Raw genomic sequence first — 17,500 nt, 5'->3', positions numbered from 1 at the left:
GGTATTCGCTGTGTCAGAGATTGCAAACGGAATAGGGAGCCACGGCTAGCGGGCTAGGCTGTTCCAATCCACCGGTTCGAACTGGCCATTTCGGATAATGGTAGGCCAGACGGCATCGCTGGCTTGATGGTCGTTCGGGCCCAATGTGAGCGGTTCGCCAACGCCGATATCGATACTGCCCAGGCTCAAAAGGCCATTGACCACCGCTTCTCGATCGGGGTTATTACCCGCCGCCTTGAGGCCTTCGGCAAACAGCTTGGCGGCTAGGTAGCCTTCCAGGGAAATAAAGTCGGGGGTGGCGTCGGGGGCGTACTCTGCCAACGCCTGACGATACTCTTCGACGGCCGGCAGATCGGCATCCAACGGCGGTACCACTTGCGTCACGATGACCCCCTCCGCCTGCGGGCCAAGCGCCTCTAGCAGCGCCTGGCTACCGACGAATGAGACATTTAGAAACAGCGCATCGGGCAGGTCTTGTCGCGCTTCACGAATGAAGTCAGCGGCCGGGCCAAAGGTGCCGACGATGATCACTGCCTTGGGTGTGACCGGTGCCTGAAGAATACTGGCAAGCCCTTGATGAACGTTACGCGTTCCGCGGGTGAAACGACCATGAACCAGTTGGGAGGTATTCAAGACGCCTTGGGCATTGAGCGCGCGAATTGCACCGTTATAGCCCGCGTCGCCAAAACTGTCGTTTTGGGTAAAAAATGCGATCTCTTCGGGCTCTATACCAGCCGCAAGAAGGCCATCGATCATTGCTGCCGTTTCTTGAACGTAGCTGGCACGGTAGTTGATGACATAACGATCGGGCGGGGAGCGGCGCAGAATCCCCGCCCCGGTGAATGCCCCAAATAGCAGCGTCTTTTGCTGATTATAGATCGGGATAGTGACCGCTGCCGTAGGCGTTCCTACATTGCCAATCGCGGCAAGCAGGCGATCGTTACCCACTAGCTCGCGGGTGTACTTGGCTGCCTGCAGCGGCGAGTATTGATCATCGAACGTCGTGAGGCTGATCGTTTTACCATTGATCCCACCTTCGTCGTTGAGCTTGGCAAAGTAGGTGTCGATGCCCTGCTGCATACCAATGCCCAGAGGAGCAGCACCGCCGCTTGCGGGCGCCACCATGCCGACTTCGAGTGCGGCATGAGCCAGCGGAGCAGCCAAAAGCCCCGCCGCCATTAGCCATGTTGTGATTCGACGCATTGGTTCTCTCCCACATCGCGATGCTTTTTTCTAATATCGGCGGAAGAGTATACGACTTAAGCTTGGCGAGCTTTTAAACAGAGTGTAAAAAAACGTGTCTTGATTTAAGCAGGCCGCTCGATGGCGAAGCGGTCAGTGATGCGCACGTAGTCACTCCCCGCCAAGCGGCCGATCGGTTGCAGCGCGGCCATATCCACGTGACGACCGTCCCACAGCGTATCGTCGATATGAATCGACACGATTTGCGCTAACACTAGGCTACCCGCTAGCGGCCGATCGCCAAAACGCTTCACTTCCAACAGTGTACAGCCAAATGCCACCGGGGCAGCTGCGATGCGTGGCACGCTCACCCCCGGCATGGTGGCCTTTTCCAGCCCTGCCAACGTGAACTCGTCTTCGTGTCTTGGCAGGCTGGCGCTCGTGGTATTGAGCGCATCGACCAACCCTTCGGTGCCGACATGTACCACGCACTCTTGAACTTCTGCCAAATTTCGCAGCGTGTCTTTAGGTTGGGCGCTGCCATCCAACAGCGGCGAAAACGCTAAAATGGGCGGGTCGATGCTGGCCACGTTGAAAAACGAGAATGGCGCTAGGTTGGCGTTCCGCTGCTTGTCCTGAGTAGCCACCCAGGCAATCGGTCGTGGGCAAACGCAGCCCGATAGCAGCCGGTAGAGACTACCTGCACTGAGCGGCGACTCGGTCAATAAAGTATTCATGGACTCTCCTGATGGCGTGGCAAGAACGGTGCCCTTAATAGGCCGCTGGCGCCTACCCTCTGTCAAGTATGTTAGCCTACAGACTCATACAACGATCCGGGAACGGAATGCTCACTATTACCAATAGCGTTAGCTTGGCCGACTGGGAAATCGACATTAGCCAAATTCGCGCACAGGGGGCAGGCGGTCAGAATGTCAATAAAGTCGCGTCTGCGGTGCATTTACGTTTCGACATTCAGCGTTCGACGCTGCCGCCGGTCTACAAAGAGCGACTGATGGCCCTGTCGGACCAGCGTATCAGTAAAGAGGGGGTAGTGATCATCAAAGCTCAGAGCTACCGCACGCTCGAGCTGAATAAAGAGGACGCCTTGAACCGCCTCGAGGCGCTGATCAAGAGCGTGGCCAAACAGCCCAAAACGCGCCGTCCTACGAAACCTACGAAAGCCTCTCAGCGCCGCCGAGTGGACCACAAAACCCGGAAAGGCAAGCTCAAGTCGCTACGTGGTAAAGTGCCAGCCAGTGAGCGCTGATCGCTTTCCCCTTTCTACTACTTGACACAGTGAACTCGATGCCATCGACACCTCGCCCGCTATCGCCCTGTATTCACGTATGCCAGATCGAGCCGAACACCCAAACGTGCCAGGGATGCGGGCGCACGTTGGATGAAATTGCCTGCTGGGGAAGCATGACCGAGGCCGAGAAGGCCCCGGTGTGGGAACGAATCGAACAGGAGGGCTACGTCTCTTCGTGATGGCGATCACTCAGGATATGATGCAACTCGCCACAGGCGACCATCGGGTCGTCGCAGTTGATCACGATACTCGACTCCGCCAGCACGTAGCTGCGTCCCGTAATGGTGTTTTCCACCACTTGATAAGCCCCTTCTTGATGCGTGCCGGTAAACGTGCCAATGAAGCCGGTTTCCCTAAGCGATACGGTTTCCAGCTTATCGCCGAGGCTCAACCGCCCCTCGTAATTCATTAGCGCTAGCCTTGCCGACGTGCCGGTGCCCGTGGTACTCCGGCAAATGACGCCGGGGTGCACGTAGGTGGTCGACCGCGAGCGGATATAACCTTCGGCGATCGGCTCTTCGGGCCCCATGAAGTGCAGAAAAGGCAGCGGACCCACGTCGCCTAGGGTGTAGTGGGAGAAACCGCGTTGCGCTTTGATGGCCTCCACGATCTTGTACGCACAAGCCGCCAGCGCCTGCTCTTCATCACGCACCAGCTTGAAGCCCAACGCCTCGGCATCGACCAAGGCGTAAAAACCGCCACTATAGGCGACCGAGTAGGTGACTTCCCCAATCCCTGGCACTTGAATGGTGTCGCGATAGGTATCGATATAGCTCGGCAGGCCTTCGCAGGTCACGGACTCCACCACGCCGTTGTGCACTCGGGCCTCGATTTGAACCAGCCCTGCCGGGGCCTCTAACTTGAAGCGTTGAATTCCCTCCTGCTTGGGCACGATGCCGGTTTCCAGAACGGCCGTGGCCGTGCACAGCGTGTTCGAGCCGGAATAGATCGGGTAGCCCATCACTTCCATGATGATGTATCCGGCCACGGCTTCCGGGTCGGTGGCAGGCACCAAGAGATCCACCGACATTTCGGGAATGCCGTAGGGCTCTTCTAACAACAAACGGCGCAACCCGTCGGCGTCGTCGCGCAGGTACTCCATCTGTTGACGCACCGTCGCACCGGGCAATGCATCGATGCCGCCCGTGACGATGCGGCTGACATCTCCCCCGGCATGGGTGTCCAACAATCGAATCGTATGCAGGTTTTTCACTCACCCGGCTCCTCGGCAGAGGTTATGGCAAATGGGGCACCGTGGGTGTCCCACTGGGCATCGGGAACGATGACGATTTTCCCCAGGTAGTTGCTGCCTCGGTTCACGAAGTAGCGCTCGGCCTGATGCAAGTCAGAGAGTTTGAACGCGCCATGCAGCACCGGTTTTAACTCACCGCTACGTATCCACGCTATCAACTGCTCTGCTTCTTCCCGAGTACCGTGGGACACGCCGACTATCTGCACCTGATAGAGATAGATGCGGGTCCACATGATCTCGCTGAGGTTACCGCCGCTGGCACCGGCAATGGAGAGCCGGGGGTAGGTGGTACGGCGCTGCATATCGCCGATCATGGTATCGATGAACAGATCGGTCATCTCGCCACCAACGAGATCCATGACGGCATCGATGGCCTGACCATCGGTGGCGGCCAGCACACGCTCGACGAAAGTGGGCAGGTCGCCTCGATCGATGACGGCTTCTGCCCCCAACACACGTAGCGCGTCGGCTTTATCGAGCTGGCTAACGGCGTAGGGAATCGCGCCGACGATACGGCATAGCTGGATCAACGCCGTGCCCACCCCGCCGCTGGCGCCGCTGACGAGGATACGCTCGCCCGCCTGAACGTTGGCCGCCGTCATCATGTGGTAGGCCGTTTGATACGAGCACATGCCCATGGCCGCAAGCTCGGCATCGTGTAGCTCAGGGTTGGGGACATGGTGAAACTGGTCGGCAGGCACTGCCACGTACTCGGCGTAGCCGCCGTCTGCGCCGTGTCCGTAGTAGTCCGGCGTCAGGTTAATGTCACGACGCTCGTCGGCATACAAATTGAAATCCAGCAGCCCGCGCTCCCCGATACGCCGGGGATCGCCCCCCTCGCCGACAGAAACGACCCGACCTGCCACGTCAGCGCCTTGAATACGCGGAAACGTCAGCGTCGGCGACCCACCCATGGCAAACGAGGTCACGTCCTCTTTGCCTTTGGTGGGGTATAAGCCTTCGCGCGCTTTGCGGTCGGTGTTGTTTTTCGCCGTCGCCGTGACTTGCACCAGCACCTGCCCAGGGCCGGGCGTTGGCGTGGGAACGTCCTGACGGTATTGCAGAGCGTCGACATCACCGTGACCGGTCAAGAGCATCGCCGACATCGTGGCCGGAATCGTTGCGCTGTTATCCGTGTGGGCCATGGGTGGTTCCTTGTTGAGTGCATATGTCGCGACGATAACAAACGCCGTGCGAGGTTCAAGGGGGCGAACGAAGGACAGCATGCCCTCGATCACGATGGATGAGTAGAGCACATAGTGCCCTTAAGCCACACTCCCCCAGTCAGCCGCCTGGCGGGTCGTCAACTTTTCGCCAATAGTGAGAGTAAGCAAAACCCGTCAAGCTACGGGTCGACCGTGCTTCTGCCCCTGCCAAGGATCGGTATGCTTCACTTCACCTCGACGTACCATCGCCGTCTCACCTGGACCTACTTTGGCCTGTTCATTGCCATTGGGATGACCGGCGGACTGCTTGGCCCAGCACTGCCCCATTTGGCCGAGGCCAGCGGTGCCTCCATGAGCCAAATCGCCGTGCTGTTCACTGCACGTGCCGTTGGCAACATGAGCGGCGCCATGGTCACCGGGCTGCTCATGGATCGCTTCAACGGCCACCGCGTGTTGGTGATGATGGGCGTGCTGGCGGTAGCCGGACTGGCGCTGGCCCCGCTTAGCCCGCTTCTGCTGCTGTTGACGCTGCTGTTCATGCTGCTGGGATTTGCGGAGGTATCGCTCAACGCGGGCGGGAACACGCTGCTTTTGTGGCTGCACCGAGACGCAGCGGGCCCCAATGTAAGCGCGCTGCACTTCTGCTTCAGTTTCGGCAACATGCTCACGCCGCTGATCATGATTGCTGCGCTATCCCTCACCGGACAGTTTCACCTCACGTTTTGGATCGTCGCGGCCAGCGTGGCTGCCATGCTGTGGCCGCTGTCGCGCTTCGTCAGCCCGTCCATGCCCACCGTTGACCCTAATCCCACGTCCTTGGCTACGCTCAAACACCGCGACCCGCTCTTGCTGGGGCTATTCATGCTACTGTTTTCTCTTTATGTGGGCATCGAAATTACGTTCGCCGGCTGGGTCACCGCATACGGTACGCTCTCTGGATTAACCACCGAGCACGCGGCGTTGCTGGCAACGCTGTTCTGGCTGGCGCTCTCGGCGGGACGCCTGCTCGCCATCCCGCTACTACGCGTTTGCTCACCTTGGCAGGTGCTCGCTGGCTGCCTAGCGCTGGGGCTGAGCGCAGCGGCAGGTCTGCACCTCAACGCGCTGCCGCCAAGCGCTGGCGCGCTGCTGTTTGGCCTCTCCGCCTCGGCGTTTTTCCCTACGCTGTTTGCACTGTGCAACCAGTCGATCGTCATGCGCGGGCGCACCACCGGCGCCATCTTTACCGCCGCGGGCAGCGGGGCGCTGGTCATTCCGTCACTGACCGGCCCGCTGCTGGATCTGGCGGGTGCGGGGGCGTTTCCTATATTGTTGGCCACGCTTTGGCTACTGATTGCGCTGGGGCTCTTACTGTTGGCCAGTCGTCTGCGGCAATTGGCGGTTCGACAAGGGGGTTAAAACCAGCGTTTCCGTTTGAACAGCCAAATGAGCACCCCACCAATCCCTAGCATGGCCCCCCAAACGAAAAAGTAGCCGTACTGATAGCTCAGTTCTGGCATGTACTCGAAGTTCATGCCGTAAATACCGGCGATAAAGGTTAGCGGGACGAAAATAGCGGTAATCACCGTCAACACCCGCATGGTGATGTTCAACTGGTGTGATGAAATGGAGATATAGCCGTCGACGAGATCGCCACAAATGTCGTAGTACATTTGCGTTAGGGTGTAGAGTCGCTCGAAACGTTCTTCGACATCGGTTATGGCATGCAGCGTTTCGCTTTCGCCTCGCGGCAAGTGCGCGTAGTCGTACGCCGTCAGCTCTTGGGTGATGCCTTTGTGATAGCTGAAGATCCGGCGCATTTTGACCAGACGCGAGCGATACGTGGTGATTTTACGCATCAACACGTCGTTACCATTGTCTAGCAGCTCGTCCTCGAGATCACTGAGCTCCGTTTCGAATTCCAGCAAGCTATCGATATAAAAGCCCGCCGAGGTGTACATCACTCTCAGTGCCACCTGCTCGGGTGACTGGGCCAATAGCGTTTTGCCGTGCTCATTGAGTAAGCGTTCGATACTCATCGCCTCGCCGGGGTGCAAGGTCACCAAAAAGCGTTCGCCGACGAAGAAACAGATCTGCTGAGGTACGAAGTTTAGCTGGGCATCGAACGAGGAAATGCCGCGATAGATGATCAGCGTGTGATTGTCGAACTCTTCGATTTTCGGCGGATGGCGCTCTTTGTGGGCGTCTTGTATGGCCATCGGGTGACACTCGAAGCGCTCCAGTATCTCACGCTCCTGCGCTTCGCTCTCTCCTTTCATGTCGACCCACAAGTGTGCTGTGGGCATGCGCATCCACTCGTCCATCAGGCGAATGTCGCCCTCGCGCACGTCGCCCTCTGGGGTGGTCAATAGACAACGAATCATACTCGTCCTTGGGTTCGTTAATGGGGGGCAGACGTATCCGCCGGACGTGCCAGCGCGATACGCGCTTTGCCTGCGCGTTTGGCGTTGTACATGGCCTCATCGGCGCGCTTCAATAACTCCTGAGGTGTCTCCGCCGCGTCGTGGACGAACAGCGCCACACCAATGCTGGTACTTACTTGCAGGGTCACGCCACCTGCGCTGAGCGGCTCCTCGATCACCTCGATCAGCTTATGGGCCAGCGGCTCCGGTGCGTCGCTGGTCACCCCCTCGAGCAGCACGACGAACTCATCTCCCGCCCATCGGGCAACGAAATCCGTCTCGCGGACGGTTCGCTGGAGACGGCTCGCGATGTCGCGCAGCAGCTCGTCCCCCATGGCATGGCCGTGCTGATCGTTAATGCGTTTGAACCCATCGAGGTCTAGAAACAGCACGGCCAGCGGTGCGAGCGTACGGCGTACCCGTGCCATTGCCTCCGGCAGACGCTCGTCTAGGGCGCGGCGGTTGGGCAAACGGGTGAGCACGTCTTCTCGGGCCTGCTGGTCGCGTAGGCGCTCTAGCTGCTGGCGTTCGGTAATGTCGTGAATGAACAAGCTGCGGCGTGGGCGGCCATTCACCTCGAAACGCTTCAGTCGCACCTCGACCGGCAAGCGAACGCCATCGCGCCGTAGGGCTTCTCCGGTCACTGGCATGGCGACATCGTCACTGGTGATTCCGTCGGGAAACATGAGCGATGTAATCGGTCGAGTGAGGGCTTCTTTGCGACTCCAGCCGAACATGGTCTCGGCTGCATGGTTCCAATCCAGCACGCGCCCCTGCTCATCGACGCTCAAATAGGCATCATATGCCGACTCGATCACCAGATTGAGTTCGCGGGTTCGCTGCTCGATACGCTGCTCGAGGCTTTGATGCAGCGCCGTGAGCGCCTGCTGATTGGCGGCACGAATCTTCTGCTCGTTGATGAGCCGTTCGCGCAGGTGGATTTCGCCAATCACGATATCGGCCAAATCTTGCATCGCAGCCTTTTCTTGGTCACTTAAGCTGCGTGGCTGGCTGTCCATGGCGCATAGCGATCCGAGGACCAGCCCTTGTGAACTACGCAGCGGTATCCCGGCATAAAAACGGATGCCGCCAGGTGTCATCACGTAGGGATTGGTCGCGAAGCGTGCGTCTTGCTGAGCGTCTTCGACCACTAGCGGCTCATCTTCGAGTACCGTGTAAGCACAAAACGCGACGTCCCTAGGTGTTTCCGATACCGCCATGCCCACTTGAGACTTGAACCACTGACGATCGGTGTCGATCAGACTGATGGTAGATTTAGGAACGCCGAGCAGCACGGTGACCAATCGCGTGATCCGATCGAAAACGGGCTCGTTTGGCGTATCCAGGAGGGCCAGTTCGTTAAGCGCAGCCAAACGGGCAGTTTCGTTGGGGGGTAACAGGTGGCTCATGGCGATCACACCTAAATGGTCATCAAACCCTTAACAGCATAACGCGAAACGAAATGTCCTGCTTAACGCCTTGATTAACGGACTTCGACACGTTGACGGCTCACCAGAGCCAACGCCACGCTGACCGTTGTTGAGAGTAGCAGCGCCCCTACGAACGGGCCTAACGTCGGTACGCTGCCGGGGAACGTGGCGGCCATTACCCCTGCGCTGACGCTGCCCTGACCGATCCAGCCAGGCAGCACGGCCCCTACAAGCCCCGCCAACCCGCCGCTTATTGCTGCCATCGGTGTCATACGCTGCCACAAACCCAGCAGCACCGGCACCACTATCGCTGCACACAGCAGATCGGCAATTAAAAATAGCCGCAGCACGGAGAGCCCTTGCAAGGCAATCACGATCACGGGCAGCATGATCGCCACGGTGAGCCAGCGCGCCTTGTTGAGGGCCTCGGGCCGGTGACCATTGGCCCACAGCGACGCAATGCCGTTTTGTAAGGTGTCGACGCTCGAGGTGACCAGCGTGACGGCCAGTACCAATGAAGGCAGCGTGATCCATACCGGGGCATCACTAAGCAGCGCAAAAAACGGCATGGGCGGCTCGCCGAGACTGACCCCGCTCATCGCTGCCATGATACCTACGCCACCGATCACCATGACGACCAGTACGGTCAAGCCGCCACCCAACCAGGCACCGCGCCCCAGGCTCGCGTCGTCTTGGGCCGCCCATACCCGCTGCCAATAGCCTTGGTGAAACAAGTTGGCCGCGGTCACGGCGATCACCAGCGTCAACGCCACGCTGAGCGAGCTGCCGATGGGGAGCGACGGGAGTTGCGCGTCATTCGGCATACTGGGCAGTCGCCAGAGCGTCACGCTGGCGACGGCGAGCAGCAGCGCCAAAAGCAGCCACGCTTGCCAGCGGTCGGTGGCCAAGCTTGCCCGCAGCCCGCCCATGACGGTGTACACCAGCGTGGTGAGCGCCACCCCGATGATCACCACGGCGGGAGGCACGTCGGAGAGCAGCGCGGTAATCGCCCCGATGGCGGTGAGTTCAGCAGCCAGGAAGCAGCCCATGTAAGCCACGGAAACGAGCGCCACGAAATGGCGTACCCCCTTGCCATAGCAGGCGTCGGCAAACTCGGCAATGCTGCGTCCCTCGGGCAGTGCTTGGCGTATCTTAGGCCCGTAGAGACCCAAAACGATGAACGGCAGCGCCGAGCCAAGGGCATAGCCCAGTAGCGCCACGGGCCCTACGAATGCGCCGATTTCAGGGGGTGCAAAGAGTATCCAAGCCCCCATACCGGACGCCAAAAAGGAGAGCCCCAGGGTGGCCGACGTTTGCGAATTACGGGCGGAGACATAATCATCCAGCGAGCCGCCACTGAAACGTGCCCGAAGACCCAGAAAAGCAAAGCAGCATAACGCTGCGCCTAACACGAAAGACGTTAGGTAAGGCATGTCGCGCTTCCTCCGCCGGTACGAACCGGATCAGGTTCCAGGGTCTGCGTTGCGCGCATTCTCAGCCCCATTGGGGCTCCCCTGGCGACAGTGAGTGGAGGCAGTATCCTCAATCAAAGTGGTGCGTTAGTAAAGCCTTGCCCATGGGGCCGGGCTGCTTATTCCACTTTCTTGGGGACACGCCCCATCAGGTAAAACTCGGCGTTGGGCGGTGTTCCTGCTAGTGTCACCAAGCGGTTGGACATGCCAAAAAACGCGGCAATGGCACCGATGTCCCAGCAATCATCCAGCGTGAACCCCACTGCCTCTAAACGCGCCTGCCATTCGTCTGAAAACTCGCCCAGATCGATGGCACTGTGCAGTGCAAAGTCGAGCATTAACCGATGACGCTCGCTCAATCCCGCCACACGATGGTTGATAGCGATATTATCGGCCAGTAACGGATCTTTACTGTAGATACGCACCAGCGCGCCATGGGCGACGACACAGTACAAGCAGCGATTGCGGGCACTGGTCGCAACGACAATCATCTCTTTCTCTGCTTTGGTCAGCGTCTCCGATGGTCGCTCCATCAACGCATCGTGATACGCAAAAAAAGCGCGAAACTCGTCGGGTCGGTGAGCCAACATCAAAAATACGTTGGGCACGAAGCCCGCTTTCTCCTGCACGGCCAACATGGCTTCCCGAATATCATTGGGAACATTATCCAGAGTGTCAGGAAGTTTGAACCGACTGATCGATGCAGCCATAAAGGCTCCTTTTTTATTTTGAAGTAGAGTCCCACTACCAACTCACTTTTATCCGTAACAAATTGCTAACTAAAGACTCTTTTCATATGGTTTTACGCTCGCCATACTTTTAGTGATCTAATGTCATAAAAGCCGTACGCTATTCGGCTAGCCAAGCGGCGTACTTACAGGGAAACCACCATGTCATACTCCGAAGCAAAAGAGCACACGCCAGGGCGTTTGCATGAACTGTTCGCAGACCCGTACCGTGCGTTCGAGAACGATACGGATGAGCGTCAGTTGCATATCCGTGTCATGCTTCACACCCTGCTGGCCCGGCCTATGCAGCGCGGCCTGGTCACGCTTCGTGTGATTCACGGCTGGGAGAACGGTGGTTTCGAACCTGCCGACCTACAGCATGCCGATTTTACGCTGCACAACCTGCAAGATTTCGAGGCGGCGGCCACCTCCTTTCACGCGGCGGCGGAACGAAATGCCCCCCTACCCGCAGATCAAACCGCTATTCTCGCGGCTCCCCTGGCCGATGCCATTGCCGATGCTGAAGCAGAAGGCAACGCGCTTACCGACGATATTCGTGCCACACCGGCTCGCTGGCCCGCGTTCGAGGGTGGGCTTGCCCTCTACACTCTGTTCAAAATGTACCATCGCCTCGTATATGGCGAGGACGATACCTACCGTTGCTCACAATGTGAGACCCCCCACGGCCTTCGTGAAATTCATGAATTTCACCTCGAAGAGGGAGAATTCGCGCTGCTGGCGCCCGTTCGCGATGAGCAGGAGGCGCCCTACCTGCTCGTACTACACGAGAGCCAGCTTGGCCCCATAGGCCAACTGCTCTCGGAGAGCTTACCGCTGTTTCAGGACGTGTGAAGGTCGCCTCCTCTACCGAGGAGGCGCAGCGCGTTGCCGCTCGCTATAGCGAGATCGTGCTATTGATACCGCTAGAGACGTTTTCGGGCTCGAACCAGCGGGCAGTGACCGTTTTAGTCTGCGTCCAGAACGCAATCGCCTGTTTACCGTTAGGCCCTAGGTCGCCCAGCTTCGACGCCCGAGAACCAGTAAAGCTAAAGTAGGCGACCGGCACTGGAATAGGCACGTTGATGCCAATTTGGCCGACGTCGATGTCGGTCTCGAAGCGTCGCGCGACCCAGCCCGAGTTCGTAAAGATCGAGGTGCCGTTGCCATTCGGATTGGCGTTAACGAAAGCGATGGCGTCGTCCAGCGTTTCGACGTTGACGACACACAGCACCGGCCCAAAAATTTCCTCGCGATAGATCGTCATCTCTGCCGTTACATCGGAAAACAGAGTCGGCCCGACGAAATTACCGTCTGGGTAGCCGTCGACCGTGTAGCCGCGCCCATCAACCAGCAGCGTAGCCCCCTCCTTTTCACCTGCCGTAATCAAACGCTCGACCCGCTCCTTGGCTTGCGGAGAGACCAGTGGCCCCAGATCGGCCTCGCGCTGGGTGCCGGGTCCTACGATCATACCGCGCGCGCCGGCTTCGATGTCTTTGATCCACTCGCGCGCTTCCCCCACCAGCACGACCACCGAGTTCGCCATGCAGCGCTGACCGGCGGCACCAAAGGCAGAGCCCAGCAGGCTATCGATGGCTTGACTACGGTTGGCATCCGGCATGACGACACAGTGGTTTTTTGCACCCATCATGGCCTGCATACGTTTGCCAGCAGCGGCCGCACGGTTATAAAGCAGCGACCCCACATGGGTCGAACCGATGAACGACAGCGCCTTGATATCTTGATGGTCGGCAATTTGATTGGCGACGTCAGGCCCACCGTGCACGACGTTCAATACTCCAGCCGGAATACCCGCTTCATGTGCCAGTTCCACGAGCCGCATGGTAGAACTCGGGTCTTGCTCGGAAGGCTTCAAGACGAAGGTGTTTCCGGTGGCAATCGCCAACGGGAACATGAAACAGGGCAGCATGATCGGAAAATTGAAGGCGGTAATGCCCGCCCCCACACCCAGCGGCTGATGCATGGTATAGACGTCCACCTCGTTGGCCGCATTCTCCGCCAGCTCGCCAAGCTGTAGGGAGGTAATCGAACAGGCGTGCTCTACCACTTCTAGCCCGCGCCCCACTTCACCCTCGGCATCCGGCAGGGTTTTACCGTGCTCTTCGGTGATCAAGGCGGCAAGTTCCGCTGTATTCTCGCGAATCAACGCCTGCAGTTTGAGCATGATGCGCATGCGCTTGCCGAGCGGCACTTTGCGCCACTCTTTGAACGCCGTTTTGGCGCTGGCGATGGCGCGCTCGACTTCTTCGGACGTACAGAACGGTACTCGCGCCACCACGTCCTGGGTGGCAGGATTCACCACATCGCGCCACTCTTGGCTTTGCGACATGACTGGCTGGCCATCGATGTACATCGGAATTTCACGAACGGACATGATGCGTTTCCTCAGCTTGTGTTTGTTATGGGATCAAATAGGGAACCCTTAGGGTATATCAGCAAGTTGACGTAAACGTCAATTAGCCACTGGACAAAGACAATATGCCCTCCGCCCGACGATTTGGCTTTCCCTCTCGGTAAGGGCATCGCTATGCTGAGACAATGACGTATCACTACTCACCCTCGTGAGATGCGCTGTGGTGATCACAAGGAGGTATCCATGCAGACGTTTAGCTGCCGCTGTGGCAATCCGCTGTTTTTCGAAAATACCCACTGCTTGGCCTGTGAGTCGGAGGTTGGCTGGTGCCCCGCGTGTTGTAACATCGTGGCGCTGGAACCGTTGGATAGCGGCGGCTACCGCTGTACCCATGAAAACTGCGGCACGGCACTAATGAAGTGCCACAACTATGCCGTCGAAAACGTCTGCAACCGGATGGTGGTGATGGCCGACGGGCACGCCGATACGCTGTGCGACTGCTGCCGCTACAACGAGGTGATTCCCGACCTAGAGGTCGAGGGCAACCGGGAACGCTGGGCAGCGCTGGAGAGCGCCAAACGGCGGCTTTTCTATACGCTGGATTTGCTCAAGCTTCCCCACGGCGTCGAGGGCGAGGACATCCGCGTCCCACTGAGCTTTTCGTTCATGGCCGATGCGCTGCCCGACCAAGGGCTGTGGCGCTCCACGGCAAACCAAGAAAAGGTGTATACCGGCCATGCCAATGGCCATATCACCATCAACGTCAAAGAGGCCGATGACGTCGAGCGTGAGCGGCTGCGTGTCGACATGAATGAATCCCACCGTACGTTGATCGGCCATTTTCGTCACGAAATCGGCCACTACTACTGGGACCTACTGATCAAAGACCAAGACGAAGCCGCCAGCATTCGCGTGTTCGGCGACCACAACCATCCCACCTATGGCGACGCCCTAGAGCAGTACTATCAGCAAGGCGCTCCAGCAGACTGGCCCACACGGTTCATCTCCGCCTACGCCGCCATGCATCCGTGGGAGGATTTCGCAGAGACGTTTGCCTTTTATCTGGACATGGTGGCTGTGCTGGATACGGCACTGCACATGGGCCTCTCTCGGGCCGAGTACGATGGCTCATTGGAGAGCATGCTACAAGCGTTTCATCAGGTAGGCTTGACGGTGAATGAACTCAATCGTGACATGGGCCTACTGGATCTAGCCCCAGGGGTTCTTGCCCCCGCGGTGCATGAAAAGCTGGCGTATCTACACGATCTCATTCAACGCGCAAACGCCAGCCCTAAAACGGCCTAATCAGTCGTTGTCATGGTCGCCCACGTGGCTCTGGCTTTGGCGCTGAGTGACTCGAGGAACGCCATCGCCGTTTACGAAATACGTAGCGCTGAGCGTATCGTGAATGGCGGCAAAACCAATTTGTAGCTCGTCCACGAAAGCGTGCAGTTTGCTCGGCGAGTGGGCCAATGCCTGAATGTCCGCATCGACCACATCGGCGCGTACCAGTGACACCGTGGCCGCCACGCGATCTTGGCGAGGCAGTAACTGCAGCTCGTGCCCCAACGTTTCCAAGCTACAGGCAATGGAGCGCGGCAGGTGCGGGTCTTGAAGCAGAAAACGCAATACGTCTGGCCCACGCACGCGCAGCCTGACCTGCTGGCGATACATCTGGTACGCCGTCAGGGATTTCAGCACGCTCATCCACTGCAAATTTTCGAACGGCAGCAATTCTTCAGGGTTTTGCGGCAGCAAGCTTGCCGAACGCACGTCGACGATCCGCGTGGTCATGTCCGCCCGCTCCAACTGACGGCCCAGCTTGATGAACGTACGCGCCGGGCCGTGGCTCAAGGTGCCTTCGATGAGCCCTGTTAGCGTTTGGCAGCCACGAATGACGTTTTTCAAAAATGCATCCCGACGCCGAGGGCTCACGCCGTTCTCCGCGTGATCCGCCACGCTGAGATAGAGCTGGTTGACCTCTTCCCAAATCTCTCGGGGCACCACGTCCCGCGTGGTGCGCAGGTTTTCTCTGGCGCTAGCGAGCGCCGAGAGAATCGAGCTGCCGTTTTCGGCATCGGCGCACAAAAAGTGCATCACACTTCGCTCATCGAAACTGGCATGCCGTGCGTTGAAGGCATCCAGCGTCCCGGTCATTTCGATCAGCGGCGCCCAGCCCAGCGGTAAATGGCGTGGCAAATCCAGCATCAGGTGCGTATTGACGCTCAATAACCGTGCGGTGTCTTCGGCACGCTCGATGTAGCGAGCCATCCAATAGAGGTTTTCAGCAACGCGTGACAGCATGGCGCTAGGCTCCTTTCTGCTCAGCGGCACCCGCCGCGTTCTCGTCGGTTTCGACGATCCAGGTGTCTTTACTCCCGCCCCCTTGGGACGAATTGACCACCAGCGACCCTTCGACCAGCGCCACGCGGGTCAAACCGCCTGTGGTTACATGGGTTTCCGGTCCCGAGAGGATGAACGGGCGAAGGTCGACATGGCGGGGCTGAGGCAAACCGTTGGCCAGCGTTGGCGTAGTGGAAAGCGCCAGTGTCGGTTGGGCCATATAGTTACGCGGATTTTCATTGATCAAGCGCGCAAACTCGTCCCGCGTTTCTTTGGTGGAGCGCGGTCCGATCAGCATGCCGTAACCACCGGATTCGTTGGCGGGTTTTACCACCAGCTCGTTCAAATGATCGAGCACGTACTGGCGGTCCTCGTCGAACATACAGAGATAACTCGGCACGTTCGGCAGCAGTGGCTCTTGATCCAGGTAGTAACGAATCAGCTCAGGGACGAAGGCGTAAACGACTTTGTCGTCGGCGACGCCCGCCCCGGGCGCGTTGGCCAGCGCGACGTTGCCCGCCCGCCAAGCGCGCATCAATCCCGGCACGCCCAGCATGGAGTGCGGATTGAACGCCTCGGGGTCGAGAAACTCATCGTCTACGCGGCGGTAGATCACATCGACACGGCGCAAGCCCTCTACCGTGCGCATGTAGACCACATCGTCGTCATCGACCAGCATATCGCTGCCCTGCACCAGCTCGACCCCCATTTGCTGCGCCAGGTAGGCGTGTTCGAAATAGGCAGAGTTATAGATGCCAGGCGTCAGCACCACTACCTGCGGGTCGTCGCCCGGACGGGGCGACATGGCCGCCAGCATGTCGTACAGCTGCGCGACATAGTCGTCCACTGGCAAGATCTTGCCCGAGGCGAAAAGCTCCGGTAACACGCGCTTGGTGACGTTGCGGTTTTCCAGCATGTACGAAACGCCCGACGGGATACGCAAGTTGTCTTCCAACACGTAAAGCGTGCCATCGCCGCCGCGCACCAAGTCAGATCCGCAAATATGGGCCCACACGCCGTGGGGCGGATTGATGCCCACACACTGAGGTCGAAAATTGGCCGACTGAGCCAATACTTCGGCGGGCAACACTTTATCTTTGACGACTTTTTGCTCGTGATAGAGATCATCGATAAACAAGTTCAGCGCTTGTACGCGCTGCTTTAAACCCGCCTCGGTTTTTCGCCACTCATTGGCCGGAATGATGCGGGGAACGATATCGAAAGGCCAGGCGCGGTCGATCATCGCCCCTTCTGAATAAACGGTAAACGTGATGCCCATCGTTCGAATGGCAATTTCTGCCGCAGTTTTACGTTCAGCTAGCTCTTCCGCACTAAAGCGCGCCAACATGTGACATAACTCGTCCGCAGAAGCACGAGGCTTGCCTGGCGCCGCCAACAGCTCGTCGTAAAAGTCACGGCACGCATAGTTATTCCAATCTACTTGGCTCATGGGCGCTCTCCTGGCGCTAGGGTGGAAGCGGCAACTTCCTTAATTCAGTAGTGTAGGCCTGCCGCGTGCAATGTACGTAGCAACTTGACCATATAAACACGCAAAACTCGCGCCATATTCCCCGCTATTTCAACGCTCAATAGGCGCTTAGCGTTTACTCTTCTCTTTGTAAGGCTCGGTTGGCACAACTTTTATACATGAAAGAAATTAACACTCATCTTTTAGTACTTAATCGTTATTAGAGCACCAAAATAGTGCATACCAGTTATCGATTATGGTGCGATGACAATTTTCCACACTCTTTAAACGCCATTACTCATATTGCAGCTGCAAAATAGTTCAACTCCAACGATACTTCTTGGTACTTATTTTCTTCACCGACGCGCTATGCGGAA

The 17,500-nt window shown here is 58.3% G+C and carries 16 protein-coding genes and 1 riboswitch; of the genes, 5 read left to right on the top strand and 11 right to left on the bottom strand.

Going from position 1 to position 17,500, the window contains the following annotated elements:
- Window positions 1-45 precede the first annotated feature (45 nt).
- Both NH344_RS11100 and NH344_RS11095 read right to left on the bottom strand, forming a co-directional pair.
- Window positions 46-1,203 (bottom strand): ABC transporter substrate-binding protein, encoded by a 1,158-nt coding sequence (locus tag NH344_RS11100; protein WP_044628409.1) that lies wholly within the window; start codon window positions 1,201-1,203, stop codon window positions 46-48.
- Between the two features lie 104 nt (window positions 1,204-1,307).
- Window positions 1,308-1,919, bottom strand: a complete 612-nt coding sequence (locus tag NH344_RS11095; RefSeq protein WP_044628408.1) for a flavin reductase family protein — start codon at window positions 1,917-1,919, stop codon at window positions 1,308-1,310.
- 107 nt (window positions 1,920-2,026) lie between these two features.
- Between NH344_RS11095 and arfB the strand changes: the two genes are divergently transcribed.
- Window positions 2,027-2,449 (top strand): alternative ribosome rescue aminoacyl-tRNA hydrolase ArfB, encoded by a 423-nt coding sequence (gene arfB, locus NH344_RS11090; protein WP_044628407.1) that lies wholly within the window; start codon window positions 2,027-2,029, stop codon window positions 2,447-2,449.
- Window positions 2,450-2,487: 38 nt separating this feature from the next.
- Entirely contained in the window at window positions 2,488-2,670 is a 183-nt protein-coding gene (locus tag NH344_RS11085) for a DUF1289 domain-containing protein (RefSeq protein WP_044628406.1), read from the top strand.
- Here NH344_RS11085 and NH344_RS11080 read toward each other — a convergent pair.
- Both NH344_RS11080 and NH344_RS11075 read right to left on the bottom strand, forming a co-directional pair.
- The gene (locus NH344_RS11080; RefSeq protein ID WP_044628405.1) at window positions 2,655-3,704 is read right to left on the bottom strand and encodes a proline racemase family protein; all 1,050 of its coding nucleotides are present in this window, start codon (window positions 3,702-3,704) and stop codon (window positions 2,655-2,657) included. The genes NH344_RS11085 and NH344_RS11080 overlap by 16 nt on opposite strands.
- Window positions 3,701-4,888: a zinc-binding dehydrogenase gene (locus NH344_RS11075; protein WP_044628404.1), complete on the bottom strand. Its 1,188-nt coding sequence runs from the start codon at window positions 4,886-4,888 to the stop codon at window positions 3,701-3,703. The genes NH344_RS11080 and NH344_RS11075 overlap by 4 nt, the downstream gene beginning before the upstream one ends.
- 240 nt (window positions 4,889-5,128) lie before the next feature.
- On the opposite strand from NH344_RS11075, the gene NH344_RS11070 reads away from it, so the two are divergent.
- Complete coding sequence (locus tag NH344_RS11070) at window positions 5,129-6,307, top strand: MFS transporter (RefSeq protein WP_044628403.1); 1,179 nt, start codon at window positions 5,129-5,131, stop codon at window positions 6,305-6,307.
- Here NH344_RS11070 and NH344_RS11065 read toward each other — a convergent pair.
- The 4 genes from NH344_RS11065 to NH344_RS11050 form a co-directional block, all read right to left on the bottom strand.
- Window positions 6,304-7,272 (bottom strand): magnesium transporter CorA family protein, encoded by a 969-nt coding sequence (locus NH344_RS11065; RefSeq protein WP_044628402.1) that lies wholly within the window; start codon window positions 7,270-7,272, stop codon window positions 6,304-6,306. The two genes, NH344_RS11070 and NH344_RS11065, sit on opposite strands and share 4 nt — an antisense overlap.
- A 17-nt stretch (window positions 7,273-7,289) precedes the next feature.
- Window positions 7,290-8,720 carry a diguanylate cyclase gene (locus NH344_RS11060; protein WP_058576888.1) on the bottom strand — a complete coding sequence of 477 codons (1,431 nt, stop codon included), beginning with the start codon at window positions 8,718-8,720 and terminating at the stop codon, window positions 7,290-7,292.
- 74 nt (window positions 8,721-8,794) lie between these two features.
- Window positions 8,795-10,174, bottom strand: coding sequence for a sodium:solute symporter (locus tag NH344_RS11055; RefSeq protein WP_044629232.1), 1,380 nt, complete (start codon window positions 10,172-10,174; stop codon window positions 8,795-8,797).
- A riboswitch (TPP riboswitch) is annotated at window positions 10,164-10,267 on the bottom strand. It overlaps the preceding gene by 11 nt.
- Window positions 10,268-10,332: 65 nt before the next feature.
- The gene (locus tag NH344_RS11050) at window positions 10,333-10,923 is read right to left on the bottom strand and encodes a peroxidase-related enzyme (protein WP_044629233.1); all 591 of its coding nucleotides are present in this window, start codon (window positions 10,921-10,923) and stop codon (window positions 10,333-10,335) included.
- 180 nt (window positions 10,924-11,103) lie between these two features.
- Between NH344_RS11050 and NH344_RS11045 the strand changes: the two genes are divergently transcribed.
- Entirely contained in the window at window positions 11,104-11,793 is a 690-nt protein-coding gene (locus NH344_RS11045) for a hypothetical protein (protein ID WP_044629234.1), read from the top strand.
- Window positions 11,794-11,836: 43 nt separating this feature from the next.
- On the opposite strand, the gene NH344_RS11040 is transcribed toward NH344_RS11045, so the two are convergent.
- The gene (locus tag NH344_RS11040) at window positions 11,837-13,333 is read right to left on the bottom strand and encodes a CoA-acylating methylmalonate-semialdehyde dehydrogenase (RefSeq protein WP_044629235.1); all 1,497 of its coding nucleotides are present in this window, start codon (window positions 13,331-13,333) and stop codon (window positions 11,837-11,839) included.
- Window positions 13,334-13,555: 222 nt separating this feature from the next.
- Here NH344_RS11040 and NH344_RS11035 point away from each other — a divergent pair, with 222 nt between their 5' ends.
- A complete protein-coding gene (locus NH344_RS11035) occupies window positions 13,556-14,617 on the top strand; it encodes a putative zinc-binding metallopeptidase (RefSeq protein ID WP_044629236.1) in 1,062 nt (353 codons plus the stop codon).
- On the opposite strand, the gene NH344_RS11030 is transcribed toward NH344_RS11035, so the two are convergent.
- Together NH344_RS11030 and NH344_RS11025 are read right to left on the bottom strand one after the other, a co-directional pair.
- Window positions 14,618-15,616, bottom strand: coding sequence for an alpha-E domain-containing protein (locus NH344_RS11030; protein WP_253027910.1), 999 nt, complete (start codon window positions 15,614-15,616; stop codon window positions 14,618-14,620).
- A 4-nt stretch (window positions 15,617-15,620) separates the two neighbouring features.
- The gene (locus NH344_RS11025) at window positions 15,621-17,105 is read right to left on the bottom strand and encodes a circularly permuted type 2 ATP-grasp protein (protein ID WP_137093489.1); all 1,485 of its coding nucleotides are present in this window, start codon (window positions 17,103-17,105) and stop codon (window positions 15,621-15,623) included.
- Window positions 17,106-17,500: the final 395 nt, after the last annotated feature.

Origin of the sequence: Halomonas sp. Ps84H-12, assembly GCF_024124725.1 — a bacterium.
Taxonomy (GTDB): Bacteria; Pseudomonadota; Gammaproteobacteria; order Pseudomonadales; family Halomonadaceae; genus Vreelandella; species Vreelandella aquamarina.
The sequence above is the reverse complement of the archived record's forward strand: the minus strand, read 5'-3'. Positions and strand labels throughout refer to the sequence as shown.

Coding starts and splice junctions, on each gene's coding strand:
- NH344_RS11070 (WP_044628403.1), top strand. CDS start 5,129: ATGCTTCACTTCACCTCGACGTACCATCGCCGTCTCACCTGGACCTAC.
- NH344_RS11025 (WP_137093489.1), bottom strand. CDS start 17,105: ATGAGCCAAGTAGATTGGAATAACTATGCGTGCCGTGACTTTTACGAC.
- arfB (WP_044628407.1), top strand. CDS start 2,027: ATGCTCACTATTACCAATAGCGTTAGCTTGGCCGACTGGGAAATCGAC.
- NH344_RS11060 (WP_058576888.1), bottom strand. CDS start 8,720: ATGAGCCACCTGTTACCCCCCAACGAAACTGCCCGTTTGGCTGCGCTT.
- NH344_RS11100 (WP_044628409.1), bottom strand. CDS start 1,203: ATGCGTCGAATCACAACATGGCTAATGGCGGCGGGGCTTTTGGCTGCT.
- NH344_RS11095 (WP_044628408.1), bottom strand. CDS start 1,919: ATGAATACTTTATTGACCGAGTCGCCGCTCAGTGCAGGTAGTCTCTAC.
- NH344_RS11035 (WP_044629236.1), top strand. CDS start 13,556: ATGCAGACGTTTAGCTGCCGCTGTGGCAATCCGCTGTTTTTCGAAAAT.
- NH344_RS11030 (WP_253027910.1), bottom strand. CDS start 15,616: ATGCTGTCACGCGTTGCTGAAAACCTCTATTGGATGGCTCGCTACATC.
- NH344_RS11040 (WP_044629235.1), bottom strand. CDS start 13,333: ATGTCCGTTCGTGAAATTCCGATGTACATCGATGGCCAGCCAGTCATG.
- NH344_RS11045 (WP_044629234.1), top strand. CDS start 11,104: ATGTCATACTCCGAAGCAAAAGAGCACACGCCAGGGCGTTTGCATGAA.
- NH344_RS11075 (WP_044628404.1), bottom strand. CDS start 4,888: ATGGCCCACACGGATAACAGCGCAACGATTCCGGCCACGATGTCGGCG.
- NH344_RS11050 (WP_044629233.1), bottom strand. CDS start 10,923: ATGGCTGCATCGATCAGTCGGTTCAAACTTCCTGACACTCTGGATAAT.
- NH344_RS11055 (WP_044629232.1), bottom strand. CDS start 10,174: ATGCCTTACCTAACGTCTTTCGTGTTAGGCGCAGCGTTATGCTGCTTT.
- NH344_RS11085 (WP_044628406.1), top strand. CDS start 2,488: ATGCCATCGACACCTCGCCCGCTATCGCCCTGTATTCACGTATGCCAG.
- NH344_RS11065 (WP_044628402.1), bottom strand. CDS start 7,272: ATGATTCGTTGTCTATTGACCACCCCAGAGGGCGACGTGCGCGAGGGC.